At 37.2% G+C, this 21,465-nt stretch carries 17 protein-coding genes; 6 read left to right on the top strand and 11 right to left on the bottom strand.

Annotated elements, in window-relative coordinates:
* Nucleotides 1-53: 53 nt before the first annotated feature.
* From GSB9_00760 to uvrA, 7 genes are all read right to left on the bottom strand, one after another.
* Nucleotides 54-524 (bottom strand): hypothetical protein, encoded by a 471-nt coding sequence (locus GSB9_00760; GenBank protein ID UKM64213.1) that lies wholly within the window; start codon nucleotides 522-524, stop codon nucleotides 54-56.
* Complete coding sequence (locus tag GSB9_00759; protein ID UKM64212.1) at nucleotides 521-910, bottom strand: DoxX family protein; 390 nt, start codon at nucleotides 908-910, stop codon at nucleotides 521-523. Before GSB9_00759 ends, GSB9_00760 begins: the two co-directional genes overlap by 4 nt.
* 16 nt (nucleotides 911-926) lie before the next feature.
* On the bottom strand, nucleotides 927-3,338 hold the full coding sequence (locus GSB9_00758; GenBank protein ID UKM64211.1) for a thiamine pyrophosphate-dependent enzyme: 2,412 nt from the start codon (nucleotides 3,336-3,338) through the stop codon (nucleotides 927-929).
* 165 nt (nucleotides 3,339-3,503) lie between these two features.
* Nucleotides 3,504-6,296, bottom strand: a complete 2,793-nt coding sequence (locus GSB9_00757) for a metalloprotease (GenBank protein UKM64210.1) — start codon at nucleotides 6,294-6,296, stop codon at nucleotides 3,504-3,506.
* Nucleotides 6,297-6,478: 182 nt separating this feature from the next.
* Nucleotides 6,479-7,168 carry a TIGR00730 family Rossman fold protein gene (locus GSB9_00756; GenBank protein UKM64209.2) on the bottom strand — a complete coding sequence of 230 codons (690 nt, stop codon included), beginning with the start codon at nucleotides 7,166-7,168 and terminating at the stop codon, nucleotides 6,479-6,481.
* 102 nt (nucleotides 7,169-7,270) lie between these two features.
* The gene (locus tag GSB9_00755; GenBank protein ID UKM64208.1) at nucleotides 7,271-7,438 is read right to left on the bottom strand and encodes a lmo0937 family membrane protein; all 168 of its coding nucleotides are present in this window, start codon (nucleotides 7,436-7,438) and stop codon (nucleotides 7,271-7,273) included.
* A gap of 110 nt (nucleotides 7,439-7,548) precedes the next feature.
* On the bottom strand, nucleotides 7,549-10,386 hold the full coding sequence (uvrA, locus tag GSB9_00754; GenBank protein UKM64207.1) for an excinuclease ABC subunit UvrA: 2,838 nt from the start codon (nucleotides 10,384-10,386) through the stop codon (nucleotides 7,549-7,551).
* A gap of 109 nt (nucleotides 10,387-10,495) precedes the next feature.
* Here uvrA and GSB9_00753 point away from each other — a divergent pair, with 109 nt between their 5' ends.
* Nucleotides 10,496-11,020 (top strand): hypothetical protein, encoded by a 525-nt coding sequence (locus tag GSB9_00753; GenBank protein UKM64206.1) that lies wholly within the window; start codon nucleotides 10,496-10,498, stop codon nucleotides 11,018-11,020.
* A gap of 185 nt (nucleotides 11,021-11,205) precedes the next feature.
* On the opposite strand, the gene GSB9_00752 is transcribed toward GSB9_00753, so the two are convergent.
* Both GSB9_00752 and GSB9_00751 read right to left on the bottom strand, forming a co-directional pair.
* Entirely contained in the window at nucleotides 11,206-11,928 is a 723-nt protein-coding gene (locus GSB9_00752) for a hypothetical protein (GenBank protein UKM64205.1), read from the bottom strand.
* A gap of 263 nt (nucleotides 11,929-12,191) precedes the next feature.
* A complete protein-coding gene (locus GSB9_00751) occupies nucleotides 12,192-12,788 on the bottom strand; it encodes an acyl carrier protein phosphodiesterase (protein UKM64204.1) in 597 nt (198 codons plus the stop codon).
* A 78-nt stretch (nucleotides 12,789-12,866) separates the two neighbouring features.
* On the opposite strand from GSB9_00751, the gene glmM reads away from it, so the two are divergent.
* The 4 genes from glmM to GSB9_00747 all read left to right on the top strand — a co-directional run bounded on the left by glmM (nucleotide 12,867) and on the right by GSB9_00747 (nucleotide 17,189).
* Nucleotides 12,867-14,255 carry a phosphoglucosamine mutase gene (gene glmM / locus GSB9_00750; GenBank protein UKM64203.1) on the top strand — a complete coding sequence of 463 codons (1,389 nt, stop codon included), beginning with the start codon at nucleotides 12,867-12,869 and terminating at the stop codon, nucleotides 14,253-14,255.
* A gap of 151 nt (nucleotides 14,256-14,406) precedes the next feature.
* Nucleotides 14,407-15,732 carry a dicarboxylate/amino acid:cation symporter gene (locus tag GSB9_00749; GenBank protein UKM64202.1) on the top strand — a complete coding sequence of 442 codons (1,326 nt, stop codon included), beginning with the start codon at nucleotides 14,407-14,409 and terminating at the stop codon, nucleotides 15,730-15,732.
* A gap of 6 nt (nucleotides 15,733-15,738) precedes the next feature.
* Nucleotides 15,739-16,548, top strand: a complete 810-nt coding sequence (locus GSB9_00748) for a sulfurtransferase (GenBank protein ID UKM64201.1) — start codon at nucleotides 15,739-15,741, stop codon at nucleotides 16,546-16,548.
* A 29-nt stretch (nucleotides 16,549-16,577) separates the two neighbouring features.
* Nucleotides 16,578-17,189: a hypothetical protein gene (locus tag GSB9_00747; GenBank protein UKM64200.1), complete on the top strand. Its 612-nt coding sequence runs from the start codon at nucleotides 16,578-16,580 to the stop codon at nucleotides 17,187-17,189.
* A gap of 3 nt (nucleotides 17,190-17,192) precedes the next feature.
* Here the strand turns inward: GSB9_00747 and GSB9_00746 are convergent, their stop codons facing one another.
* Entirely contained in the window at nucleotides 17,193-17,609 is a 417-nt protein-coding gene (locus tag GSB9_00746) for a DUF393 domain-containing protein (GenBank protein UKM64199.1), read from the bottom strand.
* Between the two features lie 62 nt (nucleotides 17,610-17,671).
* Nucleotides 17,672-19,360, bottom strand: coding sequence for a tetratricopeptide repeat protein (locus tag GSB9_00745; GenBank protein ID UKM64198.2), 1,689 nt, complete (start codon nucleotides 19,358-19,360; stop codon nucleotides 17,672-17,674).
* Nucleotides 19,361-19,857: 497 nt separating this feature from the next.
* On the opposite strand from GSB9_00745, the gene GSB9_00744 reads away from it, so the two are divergent.
* Entirely contained in the window at nucleotides 19,858-21,444 is a 1,587-nt protein-coding gene (locus GSB9_00744; protein UKM64197.1) for a thiol-activated cytolysin family protein, read from the top strand.
* Nucleotides 21,445-21,465: the final 21 nt, after the last annotated feature.

Here is a 21,465-nt window from a genome sequence, read left to right as displayed (position 1 = left end):
TACTTCAAATTAGAATGCGTTGAAAGAAAAGTTGTTAAGAGTTTTAAACAAACTTATAGGTCTTCCAGCATCACATTATAGTCATACTGGAGGTCTTCGTGCAGTTTGGCAATGGTTTTTTTTGCCAAAAGGAGTTGGCGCTGGTACGTGTTTTGCAATTGGGTGCTGCGTTTTATGCTGGGTTTAAAATCGCGCAGTTTTTCACAAAAGTAGAGGAGGAGTTCTACTTCGGTTTCTTTTTTTAAGGAGTATCGAATGTATTTTTTAACGTTACGCAATATTTTACGAACACTTTTTCGGATATAAAAATAGCTTTTGGTATTTATTTGCTCAAACTCGGCATCCATATAGCGTTTTATACTGGCTACATAGTTGGTTTCGTCTTCGGCTTCAAACAACAAATAGGTAAGGAGCTCTTTGTTTTCCTTTTTAAATTTGGACAGGCGTAGGCAGATATCGAGCAGCTCGTCGCGCGATTTGTACTTTAGTTCTTTTTTTATGGTAACAACCGATGCTGCTTTCAATGGAGGTGCTTTTTTATGCCATCGTATGAGTAATGCCCCGGGCCAGCAATAAGAATAGCCACAAAAGCTATTAAAAACAAAATGGACTTTTCTTTGGTGCCTAAGGGGTCGTTTAGATGCACCACAAAAGCGGCAACCAGCATGGTAATAATGGTGGGTAAGGTGGCCCATTTGGTTTTAAAGCCAACGAGTACTAAAATAGGAGCGACCACCTCGCCAATAAGTGTTAAAATGAGTGATGGTGTTTCGCCAAGCCCAATGGGGTCGGCAAATTTTATAGGACTTTCAAAAAGTCTGCTAATCTTTGGAATACCGTGCGTAAGCATCATGCCTGAAAAGCCTACGCGTAGTATCAACAGGCCTAAGTCTACAGGTTTTTTTATCATTTTTTTGCTATTAATCTTATCTGAGTTTAGGGAAATCTGAAGGGTTGTATTCGTGCATCACGGCGTAAACGGCTTCAAAAATATCTTCGGCCGATGGTTTTGAAAAATAGTCGCCATCGTTGCCATAAGCAGGGCGGTGCGGTTTGGCCGTAAGCGTTTTTGGTGCGCTATCCAGATACTGAAAGGCGTTTTGTTTATTTAAAATTTTATCTAAAATATAGGCCGATGCCCCACCAGGTACATCTTCGTCAATGACCATCACTTTATTGGTTTTGGCGATGCTCTTAACGATATCATGATTTAAGTCGAAAGGCATTAACGATTGCACATCAATTATTTCAACATCAATGCCAACAGCCTGTAATTCTTTGGCCGTTTGCTCCACAATGCGTAGTGTAGAACCGTAAGATACCAAAGTGATGTCGGTACCCTCTTTAATGGTTTCTGCCACACCAATAGGTGTTTTTAGTGCCCCCAAATTGTTAGGCATTTTCTCTTTTAATCGGTAGCCGTTTAAACATTCTACCACAATAGCGGGGTCGTCGCCCAATAACAGCGTATTATAGAATCCTGCAGCTTTCGTCATATTTCGTGGCACGAGCAGGTTAATGCCTTTTACCAAATTTAGAATACCGCCCATTTGCGAACCGGAATGCCAAATGCCCTCAAGCCTATGGCCACGTGTACGGATAATTAAGGGTGCTTTTTGCTTGCCTTTGGTGCGGTAATGGGTGGTGGCTAAATCGTCGCTTATAATTTGAATCGCGTAAAGGATATAATCTAAGTACTGGATTTCGGCAATGGGGCGCAGACCACGCAATGCCATGCCTATTCCTTGCCCAACGATAGTAGCCTCACGGATGCCGGTATCGGCCACACGAAGTTCACCGTGTTTTTCCTGTAGGCCTTCCAACCCTTGGTTAACATCTCCAATATTTCCAGTGTCTTCACCAAAAATAAGAGCTTCAGGATAACGGCTGAAAATAGCATCAAAATTATCACGCAGGATAATACGACCATCTACTTGTGGTGCATCATCGTTGTATGATGGTTTTATTTCTTTTATTCGCGTGTTGGAACCTTGGGTTTCAGAATACAAATGCGAACTGAATTTAGGTTGTGCTTTTTCGAAAATGGCATTGATCCAACGCATTAATTTGGCTTTCTCGGGTGTGTTTTCACCAAGCAAATAACGTAGCGCTTTGCGGCCATGCGATAGGATATCCTTTCTAGTAGGTTCTGAAATTTTACTTAAACCCTCTCTGATTTTTGAAAGGAAAACACCATTTGGACTAGTGGTTTCAACTTGTTTTAAAATGGAAACAAGCTCGTCTTGCTCATTCTTAATGGGCTTTAAAAACGTATGCCAAGCGTTGTTTTTAGCTTGCCTAACTTCACGCTTTGCTGTGCGTTCAATATCAAGTAAATCTTCATTCGTGGCAATACCGTTTTCAATCATCCAATTGCGCATTCTGGTGTTGCAATCGTGCTGGTCTTCCCACTCTAAGCGTTCAGGAGTTTTGTATCGCTCATGCGATCCCGAGGTGGAGTGTCCTTGGGGTTGTGTGAGTTCGGTAACATGAATTAAAACAGGAACATGTTCCTCGCGGGCAATGGCTCCAGCTTCTTCGTATGTTTCCATGAGTTTGGCGTAATCCCACCCTTTGACGCGTAGAATTTCGAACCCTTTATTTTTTTCGTCTCGCTGAAAACCACTAAGTATTTCAGATATATTTTCTTTTGTTGTTTGGTACTTGGCGTGTACCGAAATGCCATATTCGTCATCCCAAACGCTAATAACTACAGGCACCTGAAGCACGCCAGCAGCGTTTATGGTTTCAAAAAACAGGCCTTCACTGGTACTGGCGTTACCTATAGTACCCCAAGCCACTTCGTTGCCTTCAACAGAAAAATTAGTGGTATTTATGCCTTTAACTTCCCTGAAAATTTTTGAAGCTTGTGCCAAGCCCAAAAGCCTGGGCATTTGCCCAGCAGTAGGAGAAATATCGGCACTTGAATTGTATTGTTTGGTAAGGTCTTTCCAACTGCCATTATCGTTTAAACTATGTGACACAAAATGCCCGCCCATTTGTCGACCGGCCGACATGGGTTCAAGTTTGATGTTGGTATTGGCGTAAAGTCCTGCGAAAAATTGCTCTGGAGTAAGCTCGCCCAAGGCCATCATAAAGGTTTGGTCGCGATAATACCCCGAACGCCAATCACCTTTTTTAAAGGCTTTGGCCATGGCTAACTGCGGTACTTCTTTACCGTCGCCAAAGATACCGAATTTAGCTTTTCCGGTTAATACTTCCCTGCGTCCCAACAAACTACATTCTCTGCTTATTACCGCAATTTTATAGTCGTTGATGACTTCGGTTTTAAAATCTTCAAATGACAGGTTGTTTTCCAAATCGGTTAGGGTGTGCATCTAGTGTTAGTTTAGCTTGCGCAAAAGTAGGCAATTTTTAGCTTTTTTGCAATGATATTAGGTGTTAAACCTATGTGAAATATATAAAAAAATGTGTTTTTGCGTCTAAAAATTACGAAAAATATATCGAATAATTAAATTTAATGACAATTATTCAAAACAGAATTAGTACCAGCGTCTTCTAAACAGCCCTAAAAGTGACTGAGGATCTAGGGTGAATTTAAAGCGTATTTTTTGATCGTAGTGCGGTTGACCAACTTCCCAACCTAAGTTGGAGTAGATAGGGAAATAAATTTCAAAGTAATCGGTTACTAAATTGACGCGAATACCAGAATCGTACACAAATTTGGTGGGGTTGTGTTTGTTTTTTACTAGGCCTAAATCTCCATAAGCCAAGATGTATTTCCAAAGGGTTGTACTGGCGTTAAAAGTGGTTATCCATTGATCGGCGAATTTAGTATCTAATTTTGACTTAAAGCCGCCTTCGGCTGTAATGTATTGTTGGCTAAAAATCCCTGTTTCTTCAGACCTTCCAAGGTAATTGTAATCAAATAAATAATCAGTTGGCCGATCTAAAGCAAAGCTGAAATAATTAGAACTGGGATCGGTATTGTTCTTTAAAAAGGCCCCTGCAAACATGCGTAAATTCAATTGCCTGTTACTTTCAAATAGCTTGCGGTATTCGAAATTGAACGATACCTTGCTGAATTTTTTACCCAACTGAAAATCGGTGTACCATTTACTGTAGTTAATTAGATTATCGTTAGAATTAATATAGCGCGCATTGAAAATACTGTAGTTAGGTTCGGAAGACGTGAAAATATTGTTTTCGTCTTTATCTCTTTTGATATTTACATACCTAAACCTTAGCATATCGCGTTTGTTAGATCGTAAATCATCGCTTTCACGAAACATAAAGGTAAGCGATGGTGTTATTTGGGTAACAAATAAATCGGGTGCATAAGATGAATATCCACCCACTATGCCATAGTTTAATAAATAAAGGTCGCTGTTTTCAAAATAATGCGTTTTGGACATTGATGCCGAACCCGTTAAGGATTTCGATTTGAGAGCATAAACAGGCGTTATTTTGTAATTAAATGTTTTTCTTAAAACAGTTGTATTGTAAGCCTTAGCTCCTAAGGTTATACCGTCGTATATGTTATTGAACTCGGCAATGGGCATAAGGAATACTTGATTATAGTAGGGGTCTTCAATATCTTTAAACAATCTAAACTGTAAGGGCTTGTTGTTAAAAAAGAAGCCTTTTAGCGATTTCCAGTTGTCGCGGAGATTGATTTCGGGAATCGTATTTTCGTAATTTAGTACCAGTTTATTGGCACCATCACGAGGAATAGTTATGGTTTTGCGACCATCAATGTTTTCAACCCAAGTTTTGCGCACAATTTCGTCATCATACAAACTATACAATGATACCGGCATGTTATTGTCTCGTTTGTTTTTAATGGTTACGGTTACCGAGTCTTCAGTTTTTTCAACGTTTTTAATTTTGAAATCTATCTTTTTTCGGGTTTTTAGATAGTCGTTAAAAAACCAATCGATGTTTTTTGACGCTTTTGATTTGATGTATTTTTCAAAGGCTTTGGCCGAGGTATGCTTTAGTTTGTTTTCTAATATAAAGGATTCTACGCTATGCTCGACAATGTCGTGGTTTACAAAATCATCTAAATATTTTAGTCCAACCCCAGCTTTGTATTTGTTGGCTATATTGTGGTTAAATTTCAGCAATGAATCTTTGTGCATGGCCAACGGTTGGTCGCGGTTGGTGCGTGCCATGAGCATAAAAGCTAAAATGTATTTATCGTTAAATTTCATATCGGCCGCATGAAAGGACCTCACGCCCCAAAAATCTGCAATGGTCCCTAAAAATTTCATGTTGGGATAATGTTGGTCCACATAATTTATTAAGTAATAAATTTGGATACCGTCGAGAAGCCATTGCTCTTTACGAGGATTTATAAGTAGGGTATTTTCCAAATAATTGTGCAGCGCAATTTTTAAAACTTTTAACTCATACTGAAAATGGCTGGGATAAGGTTTTACAAAACTCGGCAAGAAATTTAATCCGTAAATGGGATCCTTGTCGTTGTCTATTTGTGTCAGTAATAGTCTGTTGTGCGGGTACCCTCCAAAGTTGTCGAAAATAAAGTTTTTGATTTTTTCAGTAATCAAAACTTTATCGATGACTTCAAGGTCTTTGTCTTCGATATTGGAAACAATAGCATAATCATCGGCTTGAAGCGTTGTAAAGGTTGATTTCCTGCTTAAAAAAAGTTTATTGTTTACACGGTCTTTTCCAGATAAAGTAACGATTTGTTTGTAGGGGAGTTGTTCAATATTCTCAGTGTTAAGTTCTGATGTGAGCACATAGCCGTTGGGATGTTCAATCTCTAATGTAACATCAGATTTAGGGATATAGAGATCATCTAAATCCTTATTGCTATAATATTGCCACTCGCCATCGAAAACGGCAGGTGTAATATACCAATATCTTAAATTAAAATTCCCTTGATCGGTAATACCATAACTGGTGAATTTAGCATGAGGTACTTGCACTGTATATTCTAAATCTATGGCGTAAGCCTCGTTTGGTTTTAAAGGTGAATCAAGTTCAACTTTGATAATATCGGTTTGGTTTTTTAATTGATTGAATTTTAGTTCGGTACCATTTTGTTTTATAGATGCTATAACTGAAAACCCTCGGTCTTCATTCTTCGCTAAATGAAAATCGTTTTTGTATTCATCTGCCATTCTAATGGCTAATGGTGTTTTTTTTGTAGAATAACTATTGCTCCAATCGTTTAAATAAATGGTATTTAACGCGTGGTTGGTTGTATTGTGATAAACAATGGTTTGCGAAATTTTAATTTGTTTGTTTTCAACATCAAATACAGCTTTTAGGTCAATTTTATTTTGACTAAAGTGAAGAAGGGGCATTAGTAAAAAAAGGATAAAACTAAAAAGACGTATTTTCAATTTTAAATAGCATTAAGGTTAGCAATTTCATGTAAGGCGCTGCAAGATAATAAAATAAATTAGGGCTTGTACGCTTTAGGCCAGTTATTATGCATGCATAGGTAATAGTGTCCTTTAGAAAAATACTTAACTCTAGTTTTAAGTTAAAAGTTAGGACTCAAACGGGAGTTTTTATAGAAGTTATCCAAAATATCAATAACCTCGTCTTCGGTATCAATAAGATGAATAAGGTCGAGGTCTTTAGGGCTAATATTTGAAAATGAATCCAACAAAGTCGTTTTTATCCATTCAATAAGGCCTTTCCAAAAGTCTGTTCCTACTAAAATAATGGGAAATTTTCCAATTTTATGGGTTTGTATTAAAGTAAGTGCTTCAAAAAATTCGTCTAATGTACCAAAACCACCAGGCATAACCACAAAGCCTTGTGAGTATTTTACAAACATTACTTTTCTAACAAAAAAGTAATCGAAATCTAAACTTTTATCGGGATCTATATAAGGGTTGTCGTGTTGCTCAAAAGGTAACTCTATATTTAGCCCTACCGAAGTTCCGCCGCCAAGATGCGCACCTTTGTTGCCAGCTTCCATAATTCCTGGGCCTCCGCCAGTAATAACGCCATAACCTGCTTCAACTATTTTTTTGGCAATATTCTCAGCAAGTTGATAGTACTTTTGGTTGGGTTTGGTACGAGCCGATCCGAATATTGATACACACGGCCCAATTTTACTTAACTTTTCATAGCCATTAACGAACTCGCCCATAATTTTAAATATGGCCCAAGAATCGTTGGTTTTTATTTCGTTCCAACCTTTGTGGAGGTGTTCCTTTCTCATTATTCTAAACAAATTTGTAATTAATGGTACGCAAATTAATATTATAAAATGAATAAAAAAAGCAAACCAAAAGGTTTGCTTTGACTTCATTTTGAATTTATTTTACAATGGTTTTCGGCCACTAATTACATTGTAAAGAATAACAATAATTGCAATAACGAGCAATACGTGAATCAGACTGCTGGTGCCCAAGCCTGGTATAATGCCCAAAAGACCTAATAACCACGCTATAATACAAATTACGGCTACTAACCAAAGAATACTTTTCATAGTGTTAACGTTTTATGGTTTGTACTTAAATATACGAAAAAACACTATATAAAGTTGAAAATAAAGACAAAGGGTTGGTTGTTAGCATAATTAATGTTGGTTAGCAACACTTAATTTTGCTTAAATTCTTTTTTTAAAAACTTTGCTGTGTAGCTTTTTTTGTGGCTAAGTATGGCTTCTGGTGTGCCTTCTGCAACAATTTTTCCACCACCCTTTCCACCTTCATAACCAATGTCGATAATATGGTCTACCGTTTTAATAACGTCTAAATTATGCTCAATAATTAGTACGGTATTACCTTTGTTTACTAGTTTATTCAATACTTGCATAAGTACCCTTATATCTTCAAAATGAAGTCCGGTAGTGGGCTCGTCTAGAATATAAAAGGTGTTGCCGGTATCGCGTTTGGAAAGTTCGGTGGCCAGTTTGATGCGTTGTGCTTCACCACCAGAAAGCGTGGTGCTTTGTTGACCGAGTGTGATGTAGCCCAAACCGACATCTTTAATAGTTTTTAATTTTTTATGAATTTTCGGGATATGTTCAAAAAATTCAACGGCCTCGTTAATCGTCATATTCAGTACATCACTAATGGATTTTCCTTTATAACGAATTTCGAGGGTTTCACGGTTAAAACGTTTCCCTTGGCAGGTTTCACAATCAACGTAAACATCGGGTAGAAAATTCATTTCAATAACACGTAAGCCAGCGCCTTGGCAAGTTTCACAACGTCCGCCCTTTACATTAAAACTAAAGCGTCCGGGTTTGTAACCACGAATCATAGCCTCTGGGATTTTAGCAAACAAACTTCTTATTTCACTAAATGTGCCGGTGTAAGTCGCCGGGTTACTTCGCGGTGTTCTACCAATTGGCGATTGGTTGATGTCGATAACTTTATCGATATGCTCAAGCCCTTTAATACTTTTGTAAGGCATCGGTTTTTTTACACCGTTAAAATAGTGGGCGTTTAAAATAGGGTAGAGTGTTTCGTTGATTAATGTCGATTTTCCACTTCCTGAAACACCTGTTACTCCAATCATTTTACCCAAAGGAAATTTAGCCGAAACATTTTTAAGGTTGTTACCTGTACACCCTTTAAGTTCTAAAAAATTGCCATTGCCTTCACGGCGCTTTTGTGGTATTTCGATTTCTTTGTTGCCGTTTAGATAATCGGCAGTAAGCGTATCGTGCGTTTTTAATTCATCAGGATTACCAATACTAATAATATCACCACCATGCTTGCCTGCTTTGGGGCCAATATCGATAACATAGTCGGCACGTTCTATCATATCTTTGTCATGCTCAACAACAATAACAGAATTACCGATATCGCGAAGCGACACTAAAGAGTTGATAAGTTTTTCGTTATCCCGTTGATGGAGTCCTATACTGGGCTCGTCTAAAATATAGAGGACACCCACCAATTGCGAACCAATTTGTGTTGCTAATCGTATACGCTGTGCTTCGCCACCCGATAAGGATTTTGAACTACGGTTTAAGGATAGGTAATTGAGCCCTACATCGAGCAGAAATTGCAAGCGGGCTTTAATTTCCTTAACAACCTCTTCAGCAATTTTAAGTTGCTTTTTTGAAAGGTGTTTGTGGAGGTTATTGAACCAGTCGGCCAAATCAACAATATCGGTATTGGCCAGTTCGGCAATATTCTTTTCGTTTATTTTAAAGTAAAGCGATTCTTTTTTTAGTCTTGAGCCTTCGCAAACAGGGCACTGCACTTTATCCATATACTCTTTTGCCCAGCGTTTTAATGATCTCGATTCGGCTGTTTTGTATTGGCTTTCAATAAAATTGGCAACACCTTCAAAATCAATTTTGTAGTTGCGGGTAACGCCCAAGGTTTTACTTTCTACCGAAAACTTTTCGTTTCCGCCGTAAAGAATCATCTGTTTGGCCGCTTCGGGAATGTCTTTGTAGGCATCCGATAATTTAAAATCGAACCGTTGCGCTATAGTGGCCAGTTGTTTAAAAATCCAACTGTTTTTTTCAGGACCATGTGGAGCCAAGGCGCCATTTTTAATCGATAGGTTATCGTTGGGAACAATCTTTTTTTCATTGATTTGGTACAGGGTGCCGATACCATTGCAATTGGGACAGGCTCCTTTTGGGGAATTGAATGAAAAATTGTTTGGCTCTGGGTTGGGATAAGAAATTCCGCTTGACGGGCACATTAAATTTCTGCTAAAATAACGCGTTTCACCTGTATCTTGGTCAATTACCAAAAGTACATCGTCGCCATGGTACATGGCGGTATTTATGGTTTCGGTAAGTCGTTTATCATTATCAACCTCGTCGTTAATTACTAAACGGTCAATTACAATTTCAATATCGTGGGTTTTATAGCGGTTAAGTTTCATGCCCTTCACAAGGTCGCGTATTTCGCCATCGGTACGAACCTTTACAAAACCCTGTTTAGCAATTTGCTCGAACAATTCACGATAATGCCCTTTTCTTGAACGAATTACTGGAGAAAGCACATTAATACGCTTCCCCTTAAAATCTTTGATGATGAGCTTCTTAATTTGTTCATCACTGTAACTTACCATTTTTTCACCGGTATTGTAACTGTAAGCATCACTGGCCCTAGCAAATAGCAAACGCATAAAATCGTAAATTTCGGTAATGGTGCCTACGGTAGATCGTGGTGACTTGCTAGTGGTTTTTTGCTCTATGGCAATAACGGGTGATAGGCCATCGATTTTATCGACATCAGGACGTTCCAAACCTCCCAAAAACTGTCGTGCATAAGCTGAGAAAGTCTCAATGTATCGACGTTGCCCTTCCGCATAAATCGTATCAAATGCTAATGACGATTTTCCACTTCCGGAAAGGCCGGTAATCACGACCAGTTTTTCTCTGGGAATCGAAACATCTATGTTTTTTAGGTTGTGTACGCGTGCACCCTTAACTTCAATAAAATCGGTAAATTCACTCATAAAATGGCAAAAGCGCAAAGTTACAATTTTAGTTGTTAAATTGTTGTGAACTTTCGTTTCGGATTTATTATAATTGTGGAAGAAAAATCAACTAAACTAAAACATAAAGATGAAATTATTAGGAATAGGCTCTCGCATTAATCATTCAGAATACGGAAAAGGTGTTGTAACCAACGTAACATCGCAGCATTATTGGGTTACTTTTATAGAAGAAGGTTTAGAAACCATTGATTTGGATAGCGATTTTGAAGTTATTGAAGCTGCCGATGGCGACGTGGACACGGTTAGTTTTTCTGAAGTTGAAAGTAGTTTGGTGCAAATTTTAAAGCGGTGGAGCGATGTGAGTGAAGTTGTGCCAATAGCCGATAAGTACAAAGGCGGTACGATTATTATGCAACCTGCCGATGAAACCTTAAAACCATACGAATTGCCTATTGAAAAGTTCTTCAACAAAATTATTATGGTTCGCGACCGATTACGAGTTATGGAGCAACGTATTAATGCCAGTGATTTGGATGAACATCAAAAAATAGATTTACAGCAGTACATTACAAGAATTTATGGTAGTTTAACCAGTTTTAATGTACTGTTTAAATCGAAGAGCCATAATTTTGTTGGGCAACGCAGTAAATAGTTTAGTAGCCTTTAACTAAAATATAAACAAGAAAAACCAAAGAAGTGACGAAAAGGGAGACGCTCAAAATTTCTTGATAGATTTCAAGTTTTAAAAAAGAGGCAATAGAGCATGAATACTAAGTAAAAAAGTAAGGCTGCATCGAAAAATAAAGCAGAAGTCATAAAACTTAAAACACGTGTTAACTATTTGGTACCCTTTATACCGTTCAGTTCCAAACCAAAAAAAAGAAATTTATGGAATGTTGGTAATTTAGCGCCACTTTCGGTTGTCGTCCAATCGCTCCAAGTTGCTTCAAGACCATCGATGGGTAAAATATTGACCCACATTTGGAAACTTGTTGGCATACCGTTTTCATCTAAGTGCCACAAATAAGAATCTCCCGGTGTTGAGCCTCCCAAAGTATAGGTTACCAGTAACGCATCTTTGTCGTCTTCGGTTTTTACCAATTGGCGTTTTGTGCCTTTGTCGAATATTTTATAAGGAGCTACTACCCAAAACGAATCGTTTTCAAAATACCCAATGGCTTTATCGATTAAACCATCAACCATGTCGTTTTCACTTCTAAAATTATGGATGAACACCTTACTTTTGGAGTAATCGCTTAAATTGAGCACCACTTTGTTTTCTTTCCAGTATACCGTACAGGTATTGTCTTCTTTGTTCCATTCGTAATGGCGACGGTTTTTAAAGGTCCACTCTAAATAATTGGTTTTTTGATAGGCGTCAAAATCTAGCGCATCCAACATTTTATGAGCAAGTTCTTCAGCCTGTTGGCCTTCAATACCAACGGGTAGGTCTTCGTCGTATTTTATATAAAGGAAACCAAAAAAAAGCAGACTAGGAAGCGTGAAAAATACAATAACACCACCAATAATTTTTAATATTTTTTTTGATTTTATTTTCATTGTTTCCTGAAAAAATCTTCTAAAGAAGCATCTAAAGTATTAAATGTAGGGCTTTAACAAAAAGAAAACTGCTAAAAACCGACAGTAGTATCATCCCCTCGATAATCGGTGTCACCATCATACAGCTTATCCGATAAAACGAGTATTGCGTCGAAACGACCGATTGCAGTGGCTTCATCTTTGGTAATTTGGTTAATGTTAATTTAAGGGTTTGCTTGGGAATTTTTTTATTATTTAATGCTTTGTTTGAGAAAATTTGTGGTTTAAATAGTTTTGTTTAATTCAAATAATTTTTCTTTTGAAAAGGCAATGAGTTCGTCAAAAAACGCTGAAAACTCACATTCAAATTCAGCATAAAATGCTTCAAGTTCAACTACAGCTTCGTTCATACTTGAGCGATGCTTTGTTCGGCGATTCATGCCGTCCAAAACACGTGAAATGCCTTCGATAGAGGCATAGCTCACCAACCAGTTGTCGGCTAGCATGTAAGGCATCATCTTTTGTACGCGCAGGGGCAATATTTCATAATGTTCTTCAAGGGAATCATAAAACGCTTCTACATATTCTTTTAGAGGTATTTCGGAATATTCATGCCAGTTTTTAGCCAAAAAGTGGTCGTATAAAATATCTACTATAATACCGGAATAATGTCCATATTTTTTGTGGAGGCGCTTCGTGCTAATTCTAACCGTTTTGTGGGCGTCTGTAAATGTATCAATATGCCGGTGCAAAAGAATGCCAACCTGAATAGCTTTGGGGTAAGTTTTGTATTTTTTTCCTTTTATGCCATCTGCGATAAAATTTCCAATAGTTACTAAATCATTCTCTCCAGAAAGGTAAATATGCGCTAGGTAGTTCATGGCTGAAATTTACAAATTCCGTTTTAAGAAAACCCGTTTTGAAATGCTATATTTGTCTTTTAACTTATTAAAAATGTTATGACACTTATAAAATCTATTTCGGGAATTCGCGGTACTATTGGCGGACAAGTAGGTGAAAACCTTACCCCTATTGATGCTGTAAAGTTTGCTTCGGCCTACGGAGTTTGGTTAAAACAACAACGTGAAAAGGAAAGCCACAAAGTGGTGGTTGGCCGCGATGCCCGCATATCTGGTAAAATGATTCAGAATTTAGTGATGAATACCTTAATTGGAATGGGTATTGATGTGGTTGATTTGGGACTTTCTACAACACCAACTGTTGAAGTTGCTGTGCCCATGGAACATGCTGATGGCGGTATTATTTTAACAGCCAGCCACAATCCAAAAAAATGGAATGCACTTAAACTCCTAAATGAAAAAGGAGAGTTTTTGGATGCGGTTGAGGGCGGAAAAATTTTGGATATCGCCGAAAGTGACGCTATGAATTTTGCCGATGTGGATAGCTTGGGCAAAATCACCAAAAATAAAGCTTATATCGATTTGCATATTATTGAAGTCCTTGATTTAGATTTGGTCAATGTTAAAGCCATTGAGGAAGCTAAATTTAGAGTGGTAGTTGATGGTGTGAATTCTACTGGAGGTGTTGCTATTCCGTTGCTTTTGGAACGTCTTGGTGTTGATGTGATAAAAATTTATTGTGAACCTAACGGACATTTTCCTCACAATCCAGAGCCTTTAAAAGAGCATTTAACAGACCTTTCTGAAGCTGTAAAAAAACATCATGCTGATTTAGGAATTGTAGTAGATCCCGATGTAGACCGTTTGGCTTTTATGGACGAAAATGGCGAGATGTTTGGCGAAGAGTACACATTAGTGGCTTGTGCCGATTATGTGTTAAGCAGAACACCAGGTAATACGGTAAGCAACATGAGTTCTACAAGAGCCCTTAAAGATGTTACCGAAAAATATGGTGGGACTTACGAGGCTAGTGCCGTTGGGGAAGTTAATGTTGTAAAACTCATGAAGAAAAACAACGTGGTTATTGGTGGTGAAGGTAATGGTGGTATTATATATCCTGCCTCACATTATGGTCGCGATGCTTTGGTTGGTGTGGCCTTGTTTTTAAGTCATTTGGCCGATAAAAACATCAGTGTGAGTGCCCTTAGAAAGACTTATCCGAGTTACTTTATGGCCAAGAAAAAAATAGAGCTAACCCCTGGTTTGGATGTTGATGGTATTTTAAAAGCTATGGAAGAGCGTTATAAAAACGAAAAGCTAACTACCATTGATGGTGTTAAAGTCGATTTTGCCGAAAGTTGGGTGCACCTTCGTAAAAGCAATACCGAACCCATTATTAGAATATACACCGAAGCGAAATCGCAGGATGAAGCCAATGCTTTAGGTGATAAGTTTATTGAGGAAATAAAAGAAATAGCTAATTTGTAATCAGTTCATTTACAGAAACAAATAAAATTTAGGTCATCTCGTCTTAATCATAAAAATCGGGATGATTTTTTTTGAGTATTTTTAAGCCAACAACGGTAACTTTTTTATTAATAATTAATCAAAAAATCCTTTAAAAAAAGGTATTTTATATATGAAGAAATTGGCACTGCACTGGAAGATTATTATCGGCATGATATTGGGAATTATATTTGGTTTTATCATGAACAATGTAGAAGGTGGAAAGGGATTTGTTACCGATTGGATCTCTCCTTTTGGAACCATTTTTATCAATCTTCTTAAACTCATTGCCGTGCCATTAATCTTAGCATCATTAATTAAAGGTATTTCAGATTTAAAGGATATTTCTAAAATAAAATCGATGGGACTGCGTACCATTGCTATTTATATTTGTACAACTATTGTGGCTATTGTAATTGGTTTGGGTATTGTAAACACACTAAAACCAGGTGTTGGCATGCCTCAGGACACTATTGAAAAAATTAAACTTAAATACGAAAACGATGCCGGTGTAACCGATAAAATTACAGAGGCTACTGCTCAAAAAGATGCGGGACCGCTTCGGGCACTGGTTGATATTTTCCCGAGCAATATATTTCAATCATTTGCCGAAGCCTCCATGCTTCAGGTTATATTTTTCGCCCTGTTCGTTGGAATTTGTTTGTTGTTAATTGGCGAAAAAAAAGCCAAACCTTTAATCGATTTTTTCGATTCCTTGAATGAAGTTGTTATGAAAATGGTCGATTTAATCATGCTTTTCGCACCTTATGCTGTTTTTGCATTGTTGGCCAACGTTATTATAGCTTTTGATGATACCGAAATTTTAATCAAGCTGCTTTATTATGCCTTGTGTGTGGTAGGCGGCCTTATTTTAATGATTTGTTTTTATTTGCTTTTGGTTAGCGTTTATACCAAAAAATCACCATTATGGTTTTTACAACAAATTAGCCCCGCGCAATTATTGGCATTTTCAACCAGTAGTAGCGCGGCGACATTGCCGGTTACTATGGAACGCGTTGAAGAACACATAGGCGTAGATAAAGAAGTATCGGGTTTTGTGCTTCCCGTTGGGGCCACCGTTAATATGGACGGTACCAGTTTGTACCAAGGTATTGCAGCCGTGTTTATTATGCAGGTTATTTGGCCCGAGGGGCTTACTTTTACCAATCAATTGGTAATTGTTTTGACAGCTTTATTGGCTTCCATTGGTAGTGCCGCTGTGCCTAGTGCCGGTATGGTAATGCTCGTGATTGTACTAGAATCAATAGGGTTTCCAGCGGAATTGTTACCGATTGGCTTGGCCTTAATCTTTGCAGTAGATAGGCCGTTGGACATGTGTAGAACCGTTGTAAATGTAACTGGAGATGCTACGGTATCCATGATGGTAGCCAAATCGTTGGATAAGCTTCACGATCCCAAACCTAAGGAATGGGACGATCATTATGAAGAAGTTAAATAATAAGTTATGAAATTAAAATCGCCTATCGTATCAGTTGAATGGCTCAATAACCATTTGAAAACTGAAAACCTAATAGTTTTAGATGGCACCATAAATAAAACGTTTGATGTATCACAACAACAAATTTTAAATGCTCGATTTTTTGATATAAAAAAGAAATTTAGCAATACGGCCAACCCATTTCCCAGTGCATTTCCTTCCCAAGAACAATTTCAGAAAGAAGCTCGAGAATTGGGTATTAATAAAGACAGCGCTATTGTGGTGTATGACGATAAGGGTATTTATTCAAGCGCCCGGGTTTGGTGGCTGTTTAAAGCTTTTGGTTTTAATAATATTGCTGTTTTAAACGGAGGTTTTCCGAAGTGGAAGACAGCAGGGTTCCCTGTAGAACCTATGAAAATATATTTGGGAAATCGAGGGGATTTTGAAGCCAAGTTGCAACCAGGTTTTATGCAGTTTTTTGAAGATGTTAAGAAAGCTTCAAAAGGAAAAACACATACCATTATTGATGCCCGCTCTGCTGGTCGGTTTAATTCCTTAGAACCCGAACCTCGCGAAGGTTTGCGGATGGGAAACATTCCAAATTCAAAAAACTTACCATTTACCGATTTGTTGGAAGGTGGCGTTATAAAATCAAAATCTAATTTAGAGAACTTGTTTACACCACTTGCCAATAAAGACGAGCCTATTATATTTTCGTGCGGTTCGGGTATCACCGCTTGCGTTTTGGCTTTGGGAGCCGATATTGCCGATTATAAAAATATTTCGGTGTACGATGGCTCATGGACCGAGTGGGGGAGTTTAACTAAAGCATAGCGTAATTCGTAAAGCCTAATTTATATAAAATGAATAAAGTTATTTTTCTGTTTTTGATTTGTTTGCTTGGTCAGGCACAAAACATCAAATTGCAAAACGGCGATTTAATATTTCAGTCGATTAACTGTGGGCCGTTATGTGACGCCATTAATCAGGTTACCGAGGGCTATAATGGTCTTGATTTTAATCATGTAGGGATGGTGGTCAGTAAAGATGAAGAGGTTTTTGTATTGGAAGCTAGTGGAAAAACGGTTAAGCTAACACCTTACAACGATTTTATTTTAAAAACGGATGCGCCAATGTATGTTGGGCGTTTAAAAAAGCGTTTTAGAAGGCTAATTCCAAAGGCTGTTTCTTTTGGTTTAAAACAATTGGGAAAACCTTATGATAGCGCTTATATCTACGATAACGGAAAGTATTATTGCTCTGAATTAATATATGATTGCTATTTGGAAGCAAATGGGGCGCCTGTTTTTAAATTATATCCCATGACGTATAAAGCACCTGGTTCAAATGAATATTTTCAGGTTTGGGAAACCTATTTCGAAAAATTAAACATGGAAGTTCCCGAAGGTAAATTGGGCTGCAATCCAGGTGGGATTTCAAAATCAAGAAAAATCAAGATTTTAGGTACAATTTAAAAATCAATCCAAAAATCTATTTTTTAATTCTGGAGTTGGGATCATGCATGATTCCTGTTTCCCATACCATTTGTATCGGTTTCGGGCAATAAAATCGTAAACCCAATTCCTTATAAAGCGGGGCACTATAAAAAATACACCTATTAAATTCCTGGGGAATCCCAACTTTAAAGCAATTTTTAAAGCAGCTGTGCTCTTGTAATCAATACCTTTTTCGGGGTTGTATAGTAGAATGGAATCCGTTTTAGAGGTGTCAATATTATAGTGTTCAATAATTTTTTGCCCAACATCACCTTGCAATGCCGTAAACAAAAACATATTGTTCTTATCGTGTTTTATAACATATTGAACACTGCTGTTGCAAAGGTTACAAACACCATCAAAAAGGATAAGTTGTTTATTTTTGGGGAGCTTTACCATATTTTATTTGAAAAGACTGCCAATGCTGAAAACGCTTGCAATAGCAAGACAAAGATACTCTTTTAAAGGCTATCTAAAAAGACGGTTAAATCGGTCTCGCGGTCTAGTTTTAGTTTCTTTTTTAAACGGTATTTACTTTTTAGAACACTGTCTGGCATCACGTTGAGCATGGATGAGATTTCTTTTGTAGAAAGCTTCATGCGTAGAAATGAGGCCAGCCGAATTTCCTTTTCGGTAACTTCGGGATAAATGGCTTTTAGTTTGTTGTCAAAGTTATTGTGCACTTCTGAAAAGTAAGACTTAAATACTTCCCAATCTTTATCTTCGGCGCTTTCTCTTTTTAGCAACATTACCAATCTCCTAAATTCAACTTTAAAAAGTTCGGGGGACTTTTTAATTTTTTCAAGATTCTCTTTCAATTCTTGAATGAAGGTGTTTTTTTGTACTAAATGCAAGGTTTGTGAGGCGAGTTCTTTCTTTTTGAATGCTATTTCCTGTTTGTAGATTTCCTCTTGTTTTTCACGCTGAATTTTGTTCTTTTTAATACGTTGCTTGAACCCGAAAAACATCAATCCGGATATTGCCAAAACCGAAAATAGACCTATACTGTAAAGCGATTTGGTGAGTTTGTCGTTTTTAGCTTGTGCATTAAGCGTTTTTATTTCTTCGTTTTGAATTGCTATGGACGATTCCTTTTTTTCTAAGTCAAAAAGAGCCCTTAATTCCTCAATGGTCTTAATTTTTTCTTTATCAAGTATAGTGTCGCTTAATGTTTTAAATTCCTTGAAGGTATCAAAGGCCATACGGGTTTTGGCTTGCTTTTCGTATGCTTTGCTCTGGCGTTTTAAAGCGGTTCGTTTTATGGATATGTTGTCATTTTTGTCTGCATAACTCCATGCATTTTTTGCGTATTTTAAGGCAACATCCGGTTCGTTTTTTAGATTATAAACTTTAGCCAGATTGTTTTCAGCTATGGCAATTCGCCGTAAAGCATTAATTTTTTTTGAAATTTCAATGGAAGTATTGAGATGCTTAATGGCGGTATCGTATTCACCCAATGCTATATGGGTTTTTCCAATATTTGATTCAGCAGCAGCTTGCAATGACTTTGCCTTTGTCAATTTGCTTTTTTCTAAGCTTCTTTTGAAGTAGTCTAGGGCTTTTTCTTCTTGTTGCAATAAATTGTACATCACTCCCAGGTCGTTTAAAACTTGGGCCTGATAATAAATATCGTTATGGTTTTCATAAATTTTAAGAGCCTTTTCGTTATAAATAATTGATTTGTTAAAATTGCCTAAGTTGTGCTCAATGGTTGCCAAGTGGTTATAGCAGTCTGCAATTCTAATTGAATCGCCTAGTTTTTCAAAAATGTTAAGACCTTTCAAGCCATTAGACAAAGCAATAGAATAATAGCCTTTATTTTGATTAATTGTTCCCTTAAAATCATAAGCAAGCGCGATTCCAATAGAATCATTGTGTTTTTGGGCATGAATTAAGTCCATATCATTGATGCTATCGGCTTTATTTAGGTTGCCTTGCGAAAATTCAATAATAGCTAGCCCTCTATATATTTGGGAAATGTAAACTGGGTTTTTAAGCTTTTTAGCAATTTTAAGACTTGAGGTGTAATAATGTTTTGCAGAATCTAAAGCATCAAAATTATTATAAACAACCCCCAATTGATAAAGCGCTAAACTTTTTCCAGATTCATAGTTAATCTCTTTTGATAGTTTAAGGAGGTTAAAGGCCATTTTTTTTGCCTTTTTGGGAGAATGGTACATATAATAGTTGATAATATGATTTGCCGTTTTAGCTTTCAATGTATCGTTAAGTTGGCTCTTGTATATACTTAGAAGACTATCGATATTCATTTTATTTTGAGAGCTTGCTAAGTAAAAAAGGATTAAACACAAAGCGAACAGTTTGTTTTTTAGTTTCATATGAAAATGATTTGCTTTACTAAATTAAGCATAAAACTCTGTTTTTGAAACTAATTAAAACGTCTTGGAACTCTTGTTTGTCTATATTCTGTCCATATCTAGTTGATTGATTTGTTTGTGTTTTTCATATTTAATATACGGTAAATCAGTTCTTTATGAGTTTATTTGTGTTTCGGTTTATAAGTGGTGTCCATATATGAAATATCTGTAATATTTGATTTGTGTCCATGCTTTGTCCATACCAAAAATTAGTTTTCAGACGTGTTCATCTATAATTTTAACATGTTGAATCACAAAACAAAGAAATTATGAAATCACAGCTATTAACAAGGGGAAAGTTCGCTAGGGGACTTCTTTTATCAACTATTTTATTGGTATTATTGGGGTGCAGTTCAGAAAGTGTTAACGACAGTCCAGTTTCAGAAGAAACCATTGAAGAGGTTAACCAGTTACTTTCGAGCTTAACCAATTTTGCACAACCGGAAGAATCTGGACAGGAATTTATTGAAGAAGTAAATAAAGAACGAGAAGGGCTAACGGATGAATGCGTAGTCAAAAAATACAAAATGTCCCCAGGCTTTAGTGAAATGACATTATTAGACCCAACCAGTGATGTTATTTATCCTGGAGCCATGTTAAAAGGCGAATCAATCCCTACGGGAGAATATATTGAAATTACAGGTGGCCGAACGCCAATAACATTGTCGGTTTCTTTAGAAAATTTAAATGGTAAACCGTCTACAGTTATAGCAAATCCCAATTTGGCAACTGTTAGAGAGGGCGTGAAAAATATGTTGCAACAGGGGCTTACGGGTTCGGCTTCGGCCGAGGTGCTTTTTACAACAGAAGAAGTGTATTCTGAAGAGCATTTAAATGTGGCTTTGGGTGCCAGTTATACTAAAGGGAAAAATAGTATTTCTGGTTCTTTCAATTTTAGCAGTTCAGAGAAAAAATATAAGTATGTTATTAAATACTTACAAGTTTATTATACCATTGATTTAACTGTTGAGGATAAGCAAAACCCTGGTGAACTTTTTAGTGAATTGCCAAGTTTCAGCTCTATAAGCCCGGTTATCGTTTCCTCTGTTAAATATGGTCGTATGCTTATCTATACAGTTGAAACCAATTCTAAATTTACCGATACACAAGCCGCCTTTAATGCTGCTTTTAGTGGCGGAAATGCAGGCGGCGAAGGGCAATACCAATCGTTTTGGGATAGTTCAACGGTAAAGGCTTTAGTTATTGGTGGGTCGTCTGGTGATGCGGCAAAAGTAGTCAGCGGCCCCCAAGGGGTTTATGAGTATATCACTGAAGGCGGGGAATATTCTTCCGATTCTCCAGGAGCCCCACTCGGTTATACGCTTAGGTACATTAGGCAAGGTTTCCCAATAGCCAATGTGGTATTGTCCAGTGAATATAACATAAGAACCTGCTACCCGGCTTATCAAAAATTTGGCATACAGCTTCATGGATTAAGAATGGTTGATAGTAATGGCGACAATGATATTAAATTACATGGTAATATGTATGCAGCCATTTATCAAAATGGTAATCGTAAGGGGTTTGTATCGTACACACGCACAACCAATAATTATATAAATGTGGATGAAGATACATTTTGGGCTATACCATCTGATGATGATACGCGAGAGATAGAGTTGTATATGCCAGACTTAGAAACGGATTATATTATTTTATCAGCAGAGTTTACCGAAGATGACAGATTTTCTGCAAACGAATATTTAGGCAAAAAAGAAGAGAAGATTCTTTTGAAGAACGTTCAAAAAGGTAAGGATAAAGATGGGGATGGTGATAATGATTATATTAGGCTAAACCTAACAGAAGACCCAGATATTGATATGCGTACTTATTTTTACGCATGGCGTATTTACTAACAGGTATGTTTTATTAAAAGC

The organism is Flavobacteriaceae bacterium GSB9 (assembly GCA_022749295.1).
GTDB lineage: Bacteria > Bacteroidota > Bacteroidia > Flavobacteriales > Flavobacteriaceae > Flavisericum.
Note: the sequence above shows the minus strand (reverse complement) of the source record. Positions and strands in the feature narration are given on the sequence as shown.